The 13,662-nt window shown below is 33.8% G+C and carries 15 protein-coding genes and 1 tRNA gene; 8 read left to right on the top strand and 8 right to left on the bottom strand.

The features are described 5' to 3' along the window. Nucleotides 1-670 precede the first annotated feature (670 nt). Genes MHH33_RS12640 through MHH33_RS12630 form a run of 3 tightly spaced genes read right to left on the bottom strand, consistent with a single transcriptional unit; the run spans nt 671 to nt 4,017 of the window. Complete coding sequence (locus MHH33_RS12640; protein WP_342541911.1) at nt 671-1,636, bottom strand: tyrosine-type recombinase/integrase; 966 nt, start codon at nt 1,634-1,636, stop codon at nt 671-673. Beyond that, the gene (locus tag MHH33_RS12635; protein ID WP_342541910.1) at nt 1,614-2,726 is read right to left on the bottom strand and encodes a tyrosine-type recombinase/integrase; all 1,113 of its coding nucleotides are present in this window, start codon (nt 2,724-2,726) and stop codon (nt 1,614-1,616) included. The genes MHH33_RS12640 and MHH33_RS12635 overlap by 23 nt, the downstream gene beginning before the upstream one ends. Further along, nucleotides 2,710-4,017, bottom strand: a complete 1,308-nt coding sequence (locus tag MHH33_RS12630; protein ID WP_342541909.1) for a site-specific integrase — start codon at nt 4,015-4,017, stop codon at nt 2,710-2,712. The genes MHH33_RS12635 and MHH33_RS12630 overlap by 17 nt, the downstream gene beginning before the upstream one ends. Nucleotides 4,018-4,558: 541 nt before the next feature. Here MHH33_RS12630 and MHH33_RS12625 point away from each other — a divergent pair. From MHH33_RS12625 to MHH33_RS12610, 4 genes are all read left to right on the top strand, one after another. Continuing rightward, nucleotides 4,559-5,428 (top strand): hypothetical protein, encoded by an 870-nt coding sequence (locus tag MHH33_RS12625; RefSeq protein ID WP_342541908.1) that lies wholly within the window; start codon nt 4,559-4,561, stop codon nt 5,426-5,428. 45 nt (nt 5,429-5,473) lie between these two features. Further along, nucleotides 5,474-5,629 carry a hypothetical protein gene (locus MHH33_RS12620; RefSeq protein ID WP_342541907.1) on the top strand — a complete coding sequence of 52 codons (156 nt, stop codon included), beginning with the start codon at nt 5,474-5,476 and terminating at the stop codon, nt 5,627-5,629. Then, nucleotides 5,616-5,804 (top strand): helix-turn-helix domain-containing protein, encoded by a 189-nt coding sequence (locus MHH33_RS12615; protein ID WP_342541906.1) that lies wholly within the window; start codon nt 5,616-5,618, stop codon nt 5,802-5,804. The genes MHH33_RS12620 and MHH33_RS12615 overlap by 14 nt, the downstream gene beginning before the upstream one ends. A 114-nt stretch (nt 5,805-5,918) precedes the next feature. Beyond that, the gene (locus MHH33_RS12610; RefSeq protein ID WP_342541905.1) at nt 5,919-7,052 is read left to right on the top strand and encodes a site-specific integrase; all 1,134 of its coding nucleotides are present in this window, start codon (nt 5,919-5,921) and stop codon (nt 7,050-7,052) included. Nucleotides 7,053-7,172: 120 nt separating this feature from the next. Here the strand turns inward: MHH33_RS12610 and MHH33_RS12605 are convergent. The 4 genes from MHH33_RS12605 to MHH33_RS12590 all read right to left on the bottom strand — a co-directional run bounded on the left by MHH33_RS12605 (nt 7,173) and on the right by MHH33_RS12590 (nt 8,585). Beyond that, a tRNA-Val gene (locus tag MHH33_RS12605) sits at nt 7,173-7,245 on the bottom strand. Between the two features lie 77 nt (nt 7,246-7,322). Then, nucleotides 7,323-7,892 (bottom strand): 2'-5' RNA ligase family protein, encoded by a 570-nt coding sequence (locus MHH33_RS12600; protein ID WP_342541904.1) that lies wholly within the window; start codon nt 7,890-7,892, stop codon nt 7,323-7,325. Next, entirely contained in the window at nt 7,861-8,403 is a 543-nt protein-coding gene (locus MHH33_RS12595) for a thermonuclease family protein (protein WP_342543773.1), read from the bottom strand. Before MHH33_RS12595 ends, MHH33_RS12600 begins: the two co-directional genes overlap by 32 nt. Next, on the bottom strand, nt 8,316-8,585 hold the full coding sequence (locus MHH33_RS12590; protein ID WP_342541903.1) for a hypothetical protein: 270 nt from the start codon (nt 8,583-8,585) through the stop codon (nt 8,316-8,318). The genes MHH33_RS12595 and MHH33_RS12590 overlap by 88 nt, the downstream gene beginning before the upstream one ends. A 67-nt stretch (nt 8,586-8,652) precedes the next feature. Here MHH33_RS12590 and MHH33_RS12585 point away from each other — a divergent pair, with 67 nt between their 5' ends. Together MHH33_RS12585 and MHH33_RS12580 are read left to right on the top strand one after the other, a co-directional pair. Beyond that, the gene (locus tag MHH33_RS12585) at nt 8,653-9,498 is read left to right on the top strand and encodes a DNA-3-methyladenine glycosylase (RefSeq protein ID WP_342541902.1); all 846 of its coding nucleotides are present in this window, start codon (nt 8,653-8,655) and stop codon (nt 9,496-9,498) included. A gap of 99 nt (nt 9,499-9,597) precedes the next feature. Next, the gene (locus MHH33_RS12580; RefSeq protein WP_342541901.1) at nt 9,598-10,878 is read left to right on the top strand and encodes an MFS transporter; all 1,281 of its coding nucleotides are present in this window, start codon (nt 9,598-9,600) and stop codon (nt 10,876-10,878) included. A 48-nt stretch (nt 10,879-10,926) separates the two neighbouring features. Here the strand turns inward: MHH33_RS12580 and MHH33_RS12575 are convergent, their stop codons facing one another. Continuing rightward, on the bottom strand, nt 10,927-11,070 hold the full coding sequence (locus MHH33_RS12575) for a hypothetical protein (protein WP_016427895.1): 144 nt from the start codon (nt 11,068-11,070) through the stop codon (nt 10,927-10,929). A 136-nt stretch (nt 11,071-11,206) separates the two neighbouring features. Between MHH33_RS12575 and MHH33_RS12570 the strand changes: the two genes are divergently transcribed. Continuing rightward, nucleotides 11,207-12,145, top strand: coding sequence for a Gfo/Idh/MocA family oxidoreductase (locus MHH33_RS12570; RefSeq protein ID WP_342541900.1), 939 nt, complete (start codon nt 11,207-11,209; stop codon nt 12,143-12,145). A gap of 116 nt (nt 12,146-12,261) precedes the next feature. After that, the gene (locus MHH33_RS12565) at nt 12,262-13,650 is read left to right on the top strand and encodes an aldehyde dehydrogenase (RefSeq protein WP_342541899.1); all 1,389 of its coding nucleotides are present in this window, start codon (nt 12,262-12,264) and stop codon (nt 13,648-13,650) included. The last annotated feature ends 12 nt before the right edge of the window (nt 13,651-13,662 follow it).

The raw sequence follows: 13,662 nt of genomic DNA, 5'->3' as shown, positions 1-13,662 counted from the left end.
TGGATCTTGTAGAGTCATACGAACCCACCACCTTAGAGCAACACATCAAGAATACGCCCTCCTTGGAAGTATCAACAAAGTTGTAGGAACGTTGAATGAAAATCAGACCTTTGAAACTATTGACGGAGTATTCGTAACGTCCGTCCTTAAAAGTAAACCGCAAGATTCCCTACATAAACTAATTAAAAGCAACTATTTATTAAAAACTCGTCCTAACAGAAGAAAACAACAACCTTATTTCAACTATCAATAGAATAATGAGGTAAAGAAAAAGAAGCCCTTTAATGGGCTTCTTTTCTCATTGTGCACCAACACTGGCGTAATGTATAGGGTGAAAAACTCGAACTGTGAAGTTAGAAATAACAATTAGCTTAATGCAAAGGTTCCATGGTGACGTGCAATCTGTAGGAACCTAGCAGCAAATCTCCGTTCTGTGGTAAACGAACTTCATATAAGCTTAGACAATTGGGTCAGTATGCAATGCATAAATAAAGCCCGAGTGCCCCGCAAGGAAAGGATTTCGAATAGGAAAACTCAAGGGGAAATTATAGGCGAATATCCAAAAGCCCCATAATAAACCCTTGGAAACTTGGAGTTACAACAAGGGCACTTTGAATACAAATGATTTAATTACTTTTGCTGTTAAAATACAGAACTCTACAAATTTGGATTATAGTTTATTCTTTATATAGTTAATAATAATTTTGTTTTCTGGCATGTTAATATTCTTGTTTCTTACATAATGTGGATTTATGTATCCCTTAGTCGCACTTAAACTTTCGTGACCTAACAATTGTCTAATGATATCTAAAGGAGTTTCTTGATCTGCCATCAGGGTTGCAAATGAATGCCTTAATCCATGTACATTAATTGGGGGTAAATTTGCTAAAGTTAAATACTTTTTCAATAAAATGTCTATATCTTTACGAGTGTATTGTTCTTTGTGGTCTCTCAAAAATAAATAATCTGAATCCTTTCTGTTACAATTCGTTAAATACTTTTGTATTTCACATCCCATTCCAGTTAAAAGAAATATATTTCTCTCTTGTTTAGTTTTCGTTTCTTTTAAAAGAAATGTATCATTTTTGTAATCGATATCTCTACATTTTAAATTGCAAATTTCTGAGCCTCTGCACCCTGTTGAAAGTAGGATAGTAAACAGAAGTGCATCTGTAGGTAAATCATTAGAATGAGTAATTATTGAATTGAAAAATTTCAATATATTTCCTCTTGTTAAAATTTTCGAGAACTTTTTTTCCGGTAAATAATCTTTAAGTTGAAATTTAATATTACCCATTGGGTTTTCAAGGTTATTATTATTCTCAAGAAATTTAAAAAAACTTGTTAAAGATTTATGATTGTCTTTAAGGACGTTATAACCTTTATTATTTGATAGTAATAAATAAAAATAATTGTCGATTATATCACTATTTATTGGTAAATATCTAATGAATTTTCCGGTTGAATCAGTTAATGAAACAATTTGATCTAAATAAATATCTTTAGGATTATTCATTTCAACAGATAAGAAAGAAATAAATTTCTTTAAGTAAAGAGAATAAGTAGAAAGAGTTGATTTGGCTAAACGTACATTGTCTTTATAAATTTTAAGTTCATCTATTATTGTTCGTCGCATTACTATCCTCATTAATTGTTTTTAAAAGAATTTCGAATGGATAAGGAAACCTGTTGTTAATTGCATCTCTTAAATCTTCACCACGTAATTTAGTGTATGTCATTGTCGTTTTAGGGTCGGAATGTCCTAAAATTTCAGTAAGATGATGCTGTTCTATTCCTATTTTTAAACAAGAGACTGCGAAAGTATGTCGGAAGGAATGAGCAGTTATTTCTGAAAGTTCAGGCATACGTTTTTTAATTCTTTCAACTAGATGCTGGTAAGCTCTAATTGGAAATTTTCTCTTCCGTTCAATACCTTCATCTCGAGCAAAGAGATATCCCTCACATTTTCGATTCCAATCTGACATACCACTTTTTTGAAGATATAATAATATCTCAACTTTTAATTCATAGAACATTGGAATAACTCTATCCTTATTGCCTTTACCGTCGTAGATGGTGATTAAGTCGTTCTCTATGTCGAAATCTCTTAATTTAATGTTCGAAATTTCGCTTACTCGACAACCTGTTAATAATAAAAACATAATCATGCCTCTGCAACGATGGGGTTTTGAAAGTTCTTTAATAGTTTCAAAAATTTTTGGAATATGCTCTTCTTTAATATAACGAGGAATTAAAGAAGTTTTTTCTAATGTGAATTTATATCTATAATCTTTATTTGTATAATTCATTTCAAATGCAAACTTTAAAATACTTTTCATAATGGCATTATATTTATTAATAGTTCTTATCGAAAATTTTCTCTCGGAATTACGATTTATAATAATCTCATTTAATACAATTTCGTTCAATTCGTTTACATTCAAGTTGGGATTATTATTTAATATATATTTCTTTATTCTCAATATAAAGTTATTATAAGTCGTTGCAGTCTCTTCAGATCTTTTACCAATACTAACCATCTTTTTCAAATGTTCTTGATATTTTTCAAGTACGAATAAAGCTGTATTTTCATTACTTATTGAACTTTTTTCTATATTTGTATCATTATCATTTAGAAAATTTATTAATTTACTTTCTGAAATACCTAATTGATTACAAATTTCTTCAAAAGATATATTTATTGATTTATTAATTGTCATGGTCATTGCCGCCTCCATTAAATAGTTTTTTTCCAATAAATAATGATTTTATTTTGTTAATATCTCGATAATAGTAGTAATGAGTCGATATTAAATGTTTATGTCCAACAATTGTTTTTACTTGATCAATATTGTTATTATTATTTATCGCGTTTGTTATAAAAGTGTGTCTGAAGCTTTTTGGCGTAAATCGTATTTCTTTAAAGGTGAGAAAATTGTATTTTCTGAACAGGTTAGTTATATATTCACTAGACATTCGAGTTCCTGAAGGGGATAAGTACAATGCTTGTGTCTCTTTAGGTAAATAATTTTTTCGGATTTGTAAATAATCCTTGATTATATTTATGGTAGATTCTGAAAGACTTAAAGTTCTTTGATGCGATTTGATACTTTTTAGCACGATAAGTTTTTCATGAATATAAATGTCGTCAATATTCAAATTAACAAGTTCTATTGGCCGGCATCCAGTTTCAAGAAGCAATAAAAATATTGAAATATCCCGTAAAATGTCATTAGAAACTTCAAAAATTTTGTCCATCACTAACAGAGCATCTTGGATGTTAACGTACTCATTACTTCTTTTCCCCTTCTGTATCATTCTCTTTGGGATTTGATATTGAAAACTTATGTACCTTTTTTCAAATAAAAATTGAATGAATAACCTAATTGCTTTTAAATACGCATATGCAGTATTAGCCTCAATTTTTTCTAATAGGACTTTTTTATTCAAATAATCTTCGAATTGATTAACACAAGTTGACCAAAATATATTACTATTTTGAATCTGTGAGTTATAGTTTGAATAGTCCAAGAAACATTTAACGCTAGTCACATATCCGTGGCTAGTTGCTAATGCATAATTTTTTACTTTCATGAAATTTTCAAATTCCAAAAGAATAGGTGAATTTATGATGCTTGTATTTTGAGATTCAACATTTTTCTGAGGCTTTTTATAATATATTTTTGCGATATCTTTTTTTGTGAGAAATTTACAAAATTTAGTTAGATAATCTAGAAAAATTAAAGCTTCTATCTTTTCAAGTTGATTGTGTTTAATTAACAATTCAATCTGTGCCTGAATTTTTAACATATGCTTAATCTCTAATTTACTAAAATGTACGGTGTTAGTTTGGTTTTCGAAAATTTCTTTTTCTTTTTGACATTCTTTATAAAAAAATAGAATAAACTTCTCACTATTTTCTTGGTTTGCTTTGGATTGTAAATTTATAAATTCTTCAAAAATTCCACAGAAAGGTTTTTCAATAATATTAGGAAAGGAAGTAATTGTTTGTCCCATTATGTCTCCTTATTATTTATTAGTTTTTTAAGAAACCTTGAAAAATTGTTTAAGTTTGTATATTCTTATTGTTATTGAAATTATTTTAATTTATAATTAAAATAATAATTTATTTAATTGGCCTTAACCAAGCGGTATAAAGGCATTTGTAAGCACTTTTGGTAAGTGTTCAGACGTTTTCCCATTAAGGGATTCGTATGTCCATTTATCAAAAGTGCTTTTTTATTGCACGGGGTTGATAAATGGAGGGAAGGTTCGAATGAATATTCGAATAAGATTTAATTTACTTATTCCCACCTTTTTTTCGATCTATACAAACTGACAGGGAATTTAAGTTCCCCGCAACTTTTAAGGAGGAGTTTTATGAATAAAAACCCATTATTATTACATTGCGCAGCAATACATGAGAAAGTGTAGTCCATGAATTACTGGCTTTTGAAGTATGGTATTAAACTTCAAAGGATAAAAGCTTGGACACAATTATGGCCAAGTGATACTTTAAAGTTTCATCGTATTAGCATCTGAATAGGTGATGTCTAAGATGATTGAAACTGATTATTTAAAATTGATAAGCAGCTTTATAAAAGGTGAAATGAATTTTGAAAAATACTTCAGTGAGCGAGGATTAACTCCAAGTGGAAAATTAACTGAAGTTAAACATTTACTAAATGCAAATCCTTTGATATTTGACCATTTTTTATCAAAACTTACTATAGGTGTACGTTGCTTAGTAATGAAAACAGTATTCGATTTAGATGATAGAGAACTCATAGAAATGTCTGAAATTTATAATTCTAAGACTACTATTAGCAAGTTCATTAGAAGTAACTTCACCAATGAATCACAAGATTCTACAATTAAAAACCCACAATTTAAAATAGAATTACTCTATGATTTAGCGATTATTCTAGATATTCCATTCAGATATCTTGCAAATCCAGATACATTATTTGATTACATTGATTCTTTTGATGAATATGATCGTAATAATATTCAAAGGGTTTCTTTTAAAGAACTTATAGAAGATGCAGCTAATAAATCAAAAGTAATGGTAGGAGACCAAAGAAAAATTTATGGGGTAAAAGTAAAACAAGATGATTTTTTATTATTAGGGGAGGGGATCCTAAACACCCGAGTAGATATTCGGGCTAGATATTTTACGATTGAAATTCATATTAAAAATGATGCAAACCTAAAGTACCCGGTTTTTTTAAAATTACAAAGATTAATTAATGCTAGAAGTAGAATATATATAAGAGAGGCATTTTTACGTTTAAATAAAAAATTAATTTTCTTAATAACAATTGATGATTCTTATATTCCTGATATCACCTATTTGAATAATGATTTACTGGCGGACAATATATTTTCTTTGGACATAATAATGGCCAAAGGAAGAGAAAAAGGATAATTTAGAAAGCCTTCTAAAGAAGTAAATTCTTTAGGAGGTTTTTTAATGGAAAATAAACAGGAGCTGGAACCAAAGCGTATAGAAGCTTTAGCATTAATTAAAGAGTGGGAATATCAGTTGGACAAAAACAGGGTACTAAACGAGTCTCATTTGAAATCAAATCACACTAGTAATCTAGAGAGTTCTAATGAAGAAATATGAAATAGAGACATTTCCTCTTGTATTAACGGCTAAAGAGCTTAGTTTTATTCTCAAAATATCAAAACCCAGTGCATATGAGGTAATGAACAGATCAGATTTTCCTTTGATAAAAATTGGAAGATGTAAGCGAGTTCTAAGGGATGAATTTTTTCGTTGGTTAATGAATCAACAATAGAAGAAAATGAAAAAGTTTCCTTAATTCTTATAAAAATTTAAGAAAGTGAACAGGTTGGTAATAGACCACTTGTTTACTTTTCTTTGTGCAAAAATTAAGGAGGTACATTAGTTAGTGGCGCACATAAGAAAAAGAGGCAAAACCTATTCGTATACAATAGATATAGGAATCGATCCGATTACTGGGAAACGAAAACAAATAAATAAAGGGGGATTTATTCGTAAGAAAGATGCTGAAATTGCAGCGAGGAAAATCGAGCTATTGAATGATGAAAATCGTTTGTTAGTGGAGAGCAAAGAGATTTTCTCTGACTTCATAGGAAAATGGTTTGAAAATCATTATAAAAAGCGAATTAAAGAATCTAGTGTAGCGAATTGTAAATATCTTATAGAAAAACATATTTTAAAAGAAAATCCTTTCGGTCATAAGGAGATTTCTAACATTTCAGCTGCTGATATTGATGCTTTTTATAACTTGAAATTAGAGAATGGATATAGTACAAGTTATATCAGAAAAATGCATCAGTTATTAAATCAAGCATTTAATCAAGCAGTTAAGTGGAAAAAACTCGCTTCTAATCCTGTAAGAGATGCAGATCCACCTTCCGTAAGACATCAGAAGATGTCTATTTGGTCGCTCAATGAAATTAATCAGTTTCTTCAGTATTGCAAAGATGAAAGTCATTATTTAACTTTTTTACTGGCTATTTATACAGGAATGCGACGTGGGGAAATATTAGGACTAAAATGGAGTGATATTGATTACAATAAAAAAACGATTTATGTTAATCGATCGTTAGTTAGAGTTCCTAAAGTGGGTTATCTTTTTACTACTCCCAAGACGAAACATTCTATACGACAAATTCCTATTCCAGAATTCGTTTTAAATGAATTACGGACCGTTAAGAATGGCCAGGAACAATGGAAACAACTGGTGGGGGAATTATTCCAGAATCAAGACCTAATTATCTGCACGCATACGGGTTCTTTTCAAGATCCTCGTAATGTATTACGTGTTATGAAACGTATTATAAAAAGCTCAGGGGTTTCTAACATTCGATTTCATGATATTCGGCACACACACGCTTCAATTCTTATTTCAGAAGGTGTAGATATAGTTAAAATTTCTAATCGACTGGGTCACACAAGCCCTAAAACCACATTAGAATTTTATGCACATTTATTACCAAACAGAAATAATGATATTGCAGATATTTTTCACAAAGCCGTGCAAAATGAAGAGTATTAAAAAATCCTGCGGACAAAATGCGGACATATGAAAAAATGGATGGAGTATGTTTATCAAAAACAAAAACAAAAAAAGCCTTAAAACATTGATATACCAATGTTTTAAGGCGCTTTTAAATAATGATCCCGACTGGGCTCGAACCAGCGGCCTCCACCCTGTCAAGGTGGCGCTCTCCCAGCTGAGCTACAAGATCGTTTTTACTAGGACAAATTCTATTATATCGTTCATAGGCTAATAGTCAATGACTTAGTAAAGAAATATGCGAATAAATTACTTTAAAAAATATGTCCATTCAGTTTGTGCATGTCCATTTACAATCGACCAGCATTCCAGCGCGACCGCCTTGCCTGATTGCGGTTCAAACGCTAAGCTGGCTCTCTGGAAAAGAGGACCCCACGCTGTGAGAGGCACTTTGTTAATCAGTGTAGAGTGAGGAACCCATTTACCTGGCAGGTAGGGAGATATTTCAATAGTATGTAAATGCGAAATTAATGAAAATAATTCCCGATGAAACGTCTCCAATTCTTTTGTAACGACGGGAGCCACAAAAAAAGTACCAGTCTGTTTGAAGAAACCTAATGAAGAAAAAGAAATGTCTAGTTGTTTTTGTTGTTCTATCCATTTGTTTACTTGTTCTTTTAATGTCGCCGGATTGATCTTTTCAAAAGAAAACAGGCTGATATGAGGAGGCATTTGCGTTTCATTGCCCCGTCTTGAAGCTAAGTGTAAGTCTTTGCTATCATGCTCTAATTTTGTGGAAAGTTTGTAATCAAACCTTAAGACAAGTACTTGCATATTCATTTCTCCTTTACTTATTCCCAGATTTTTTAAATCCTGCATCCAATGCTTGCTGCTCTGAACAAAACCATTTTTCTGGTTTTGTTTGATCATAATATTTACCTGTTGGTATGTGATAAATTTTCTTGTTTTCACGATTGATATTGCCTTTAATTAAGCATTCGCTCGGATGTTTATTTACTTCTGTTTTTTCTTCTTCAACTTTTGTTTCATCGAATCCTCTTTTGGTTACATAGTTTTTATATTCCCATACTCCCAAATTGTTTTTACGGGCAATTGCTTCAGCTTCTTTGTAAGCATCTACATAACGATCATTTGGAGGGAAAACATAGGCAACACGAGCAAGCCCTTCGGATAGCAATATTTCTTGGACGGATTGTCCATCTGCATAAACATATGCCAAAAGACGCTCGTAATCATCATAGCGGTCTCCTTCATCAAATTTGAGAGACACAGCAACATTCTTCAGCAACTGTTCATTGCGTTCACTCGCTTCGTCACCAAAAGCTGATTCCCAAGTGTTTGGTGTCTTACTTCGGGAGTATCGATTAATAAATACCTGACAGTTTCTATCTTTCCGTTATACTTTACTTTAATGGTATCTCCATCAATGACAGCAATCAATTCGACTGGAATCGTATCGTTTGCACTGGTTGATTTATCAGTAGAATTCGAACTCACATCACAGCCTGCGAAGAGAACTGGAACGAGAAGGAGCCACAACCATTTTTTCATTTATATCCCTCGATTCTTACTGTCAAAATGTATGTACTAAATATAACCGAACAGGAAGGAAACGACTATGACAGAAACTATTCATTTAGATTTCCCTTATAATTTCGAGCGTGTGCTCGATCGATTATCAATGGATCCATTAATTTCTTTAAACAAAGAAAAGCGATATGTAATGGTGCCAACTGAAGAGCGCAAAATATATAAGGTTCAAGCCTTTGGGACAACCGTTGAGCCTGCATTCAAAATAATAGGACCTGAAGACGATAAAGAAATCCAGAAAATCAAAGAAATTTTTCATTTCGACCGTTCCCTAGAACCTATTCATGAACACTTTGCAAAAACGAACCTTGCTTTACTATTTGAAGAACACCGGGGGACACCCATCATTCGGGAATTTTCGTTGTATGCGACCTTAATGAAAAGCATTATTCACCAGCAGCTGAATTTATCCTTTGCACATACATTAACAGAGCGATTTGTTCATACATTCGGTGAACAAGTGGAAGGAGTATGGGTGTATCCTGATCCTGCTGCAGTAGGGCAACTTCAAGTTGAAGATCTGCGGAAATTGCAATTCAGTACGAGAAAAGCAGAATATGTAATCGGTGTTTCAAAAGCGATTGCAAACGGAGAACTGGATCTTGAATCACTTTCTTATCAAGATGATGAAACAATTATTGAGACTCTAGTGAAATATCGTGGAATCGGTCCATGGACAGCGGGAAGTTTTTTGCTTTTCGGATTGGGCAGACCCAATTTATTTCCACTTGCAGATATCGGTTTGCAAAATGCACTGAAAAAAATTTGGGGAACAGCAGATAAACCGAAAGCTGCGGAAATTTCTTCACATTTTCCGGAATGGTCTCCTTATTTAAGCTACGCATCGCTTTATTTATGGAGAAGTATTGAGTAAATTCTGTCATTCAGTCGAATTATGTATGTCTAATTAATGGGTCCCAATGATACAATAATTTTATGAAATATCAGATAATGATTTTGGGGAGTAGACATCATGAGAATTAGAGATTGGGATAGAAGTTTGAGAGCAAGGTTAATAGGAGAAGCGTTTATGAACATTACGTTTTGGATGTTTTTCCCTTTCCTTGCCATTTATTTTGCAGAGGAGTTTGGTAAAACTACTGCCGGTTTATTGCTTATCTTATCGCAAGTGTTTTCAGTAGGAGCCAATTTAGCGGGAGGCTATTGTGCTGATCAGTTTGGTCGACGAACGATGATGGTCTTATCTTCGTTTGGTCAAGGGGGCGCGTTTTTCCTGTTTGCACTTGCAAATTCACCTATTTTAGATTCACCTAGCTTAGGATTTATCGCATTCACTATCGCAAGTATGTTTGGCTCTCTCTATTGGCCAGCAAGTCAGGCTATGGTAGCAGATGTAGTACCAGAAGAGCACCGTAGTGATGTCTTTGCCGTTTTTTATACCTCCATAAATATTGCCGTTGTTATTGGACCGATTCTTGGAGGGATTTTCTTTTTCAGCTATAGATTCGGGTTGATGGTAACCGCAGGTCTCGTATGTTTATTACTGGCATGGATCCTCATTAAATTTACTGAAGAGACGAAACCAGTTCGTTCAGATGATGAGGCACAAGGGGCACCTCGTGGATTTATGCATGCCATTCAAAAACAAGTGAAAGATTACGGTGTGATTCTGAACGACAAATTGTTTCTGCTTTTCATTATTGCAGGAATACTAAGTGCACAAACGTTTATGCAATTGGATTTATTGCTACCGGTATATATTAAGGAAGTAATCGGACATCAATCTTTGGGAACTTGGTTTGGAACAGATGTAGAGCTTACAGGTGAACTTGCCTTTAGTGTACTTATTTCAGAGAATGGATTACTTGTAGCTTTGTTGACAGTTGCTGTTACACGGTTTGTTGCGTCGTTTAAAGAGAAAAACATTTTCTTCATCTCATCCATCTTGTATGCATTGGCCATGATTGTTTTTTCTCTGTTTGATTTATTTTGGATTTTTCTTTTGGCGATGGCAATCTTTACATTTGGTGAGTTAATGATTGTAGGCTTGCAGCAAAGCTTTATTTCAAAATTGGCACCAGAACATATGCGGGGCCAGTATTTTGCGGCTGCTAGTCTACGTTACACAATTGGCCGAATGATTGCCCCATTATCCATTCCACTAACAGTTTGGTTCGGCTTCTTTTGGACATTTACCATCATTGCGATACTAGCTGTAGTAAGCGCTTTTGTATATTACGGCATGTTCTATTTATTCGAACAAAAAAAGACAGCTTCTCCGTCATCTTCTTGAGGGGGAAGCGGTCTTATGTAGGTTGGAATCGAAATTCTATATTCAAATTTATTGTTCCGTCGTTTCAATTTGTTCAATTTCATTGAAGTAGATGAAGGATTCTTCTTCTAATTCAGCTAAACGTTCCTTATTGATACCTAGGCTTAAGTTTCCTGAAAAGATAGGTTCCCACCAAGTTTCTGTTTTTAACATGTTATTTCCTCCTTTGATTGTCTTAAATTATTTGTTAGTTCTTTACCCTAAAAAGTTACACATATAAACAACTTTTTTGATAAATACTTCTTAAGACCTTAAATTGATGCAAAAACTATACGAAGGAGTGAGCGATATGAATCAAACAACATTTGCGGTTATTGGTACTGGAATTGTAGGAGAACGTATTATCAATCAACTTTTAGCTAACCCTAATTGCAAAATTGTCAGTGCGTTTGATGAGAATGCACAACGATTACAAGAAATGAAAAGTAAATACGAGTTGCCAATAGCAAATTCCATTGAAGAATTATTTGAGACGAAACCACACTGGGTGTATATAGGTACACCTCCTAATAGTCATGCCGCTCTTGCTTTACAAGCAGCTGAAAAAGGCTGTTTGGTGTTATCTGAAAAGCCACTCGCTCACGATGTGGAAAGCGGGAAATTAATGGTTGAAAGTGCTAAACAAGCAAATGTCTTAACGGCGATCCATTTTCCTCTTATGTATAGTCCAGCAATTCAAACGTTAATGAATGAAGTTGCAGACAATTCACTTGGAGGAATACTTCGCGTTGAACTTCAAACATATTTCCCGCATTGGCCAAGAAAATGGCAACAGAATCCATGGATTGGTTCTCGTGCTCAAGGTGGGTTTATAAGAGAAGTATTTCCACATTATCTGCAAATCATGTATCGACTTTTTGGGGAATTTTCATTTTCTGCGCATCAAACAAAATATCCAGAAGATCAAAGTTTATCTGAAACAGGGACATTTGCACTCGGTCAAACTCACAGTGGAATTCCGATTCTAATCAATGGTTTAAGTGGAGTAGGACAGGAAGAACTTTTGGAATTCAAGGTGTTTGGAACAAAGAAAGTGATGACAATTAGAAATTGGTCAGAACTATGGGTATGCGAAAAGGATGAGCCGGAGAAGAAAGTAGAAATCAATAAAACAACCAAATCTTTGTGGGATGCTTGTCATGATGCGAGAAGTGGAAAAGAAGCTTCGCTTGTGTCCTTTGAAGAAGGGTTAATCGTGCAGCGTTGGATTGATGAATTATTGACTTAAGTAAATTCCTTTTAGACAAGTGGAATACATATGAAGACACCTTTTTTGAAGGTGTCTTTTTTGCGTGTAATCACACTACACGTTACAATAAAGTGATAGATGACGGGAGTGATAGCATGAATTTCACAGTGCAGGACGTTGACCATATGATTCAATCTCAACATGATTTTTACTATACAGGTGCTACAAAATCAGCAGCATTTCGAAAGCAGCAATTAACTAAACTGAAGCAGGCTATACAACTTCATGAACAAGAAATCGTACGGGCACTTTATGATGATTTACATAAAAGTGAATTTGAAGCATATGCCACAGAAGTAGGGTTTGTATTAGATAGTATCGGATATATGTTGAAACATCTAGAGGAATGGATGAAACCGGAAGCAGTTAAAACGGCTCTTCATTTACAACCAGCAAAAAGTTTCATTATTCGTGAACCTTATGGCTCTGTCTTGATTATTGGTCCATTCAACTACCCATTTCAACTGGTCATGGAACCACTGATAGGTGCGATGATTGGCGGGAATTGTGCTATCGTCAAACCTTCGGAATCGGCTGCTCATACGGCTGTCGTTATCAAGAAAATCATTGAATCAACATTTCCACCAGAATATATTCGTGTGGTTGAGGGCGAACGGGATGAGACATCCATTCTTATTCATGCACCGTTCGATAAAATTTTCTTCACCGGAAGTGTTCAAGTCGGGAAAATCGTCATGAAAGCTGCAGCTGAAAGATTGACTCCTGTGACGTTAGAACTTGGCGGAAAAAGTCCTGCAATCATCGATCATACCGCAAATTTAGAAGTCGCTGCGAAGCGTATCGTCTGGGGTAAATTCGTCAATGCCGGACAAACTTGTGTGGCTCCTGATTATTTACTGGTGCATTACAAAGTGAAAGACCAATTTATTCAGTTATTAAGGAAAACAATAAAAGACTTTTACGGGAAAGACCTACAAAAGAGTCCGGATTATGGCCGTATTATTAATCAAAAACAGTTCGATCGATTAAAACAGTTAATCAGACATGAAGGTGCCCACATTGTCTCCGGTGGAAATATGGATGCAAGTGATTTATATATTGAACCAACCATTCTAGACGGGGTTTCGTGGAATAGCCCTTCTATGGAAGATGAGATTTTTGGACCAATTTTACCAATAATGACTTATGATCGATTGGAAAGTGCAATAAGACAAATTAGAAGATTACCAAAACCATTGTCTGCTTATTTATTTTCCGAAAATGAAAATGCCATTCAGTACTTTTTGGATGAACTGCCTTTCGGTGGAGGGTGTATCAATGATACAGTGACCCATGTAGGGAGTGCTCATTTGCCGTTTGGCGGTGTGGGGTCATCCGGTCTGAACGCTTATCATGGGAAATATAGTTTCGAAGCATTTACTCATGCCAAATCAATATTGAAAAAGAGTACCAAATTTCCAGTGAATATTGTATTTCCACCATATAAAAACAAAGTGAAACTTGTGAAGACTCTTCTTAAATAGATGGTTATGTTA

Source organism: Paenisporosarcina sp. FSL H8-0542, from assembly GCF_038632915.1.
Taxonomy (GTDB): domain Bacteria; phylum Bacillota; class Bacilli; order Bacillales_A; family Planococcaceae; genus Paenisporosarcina.
Note: the sequence above shows the minus strand (reverse complement) of the source record. Positions and strands in the feature narration are given on the sequence as shown.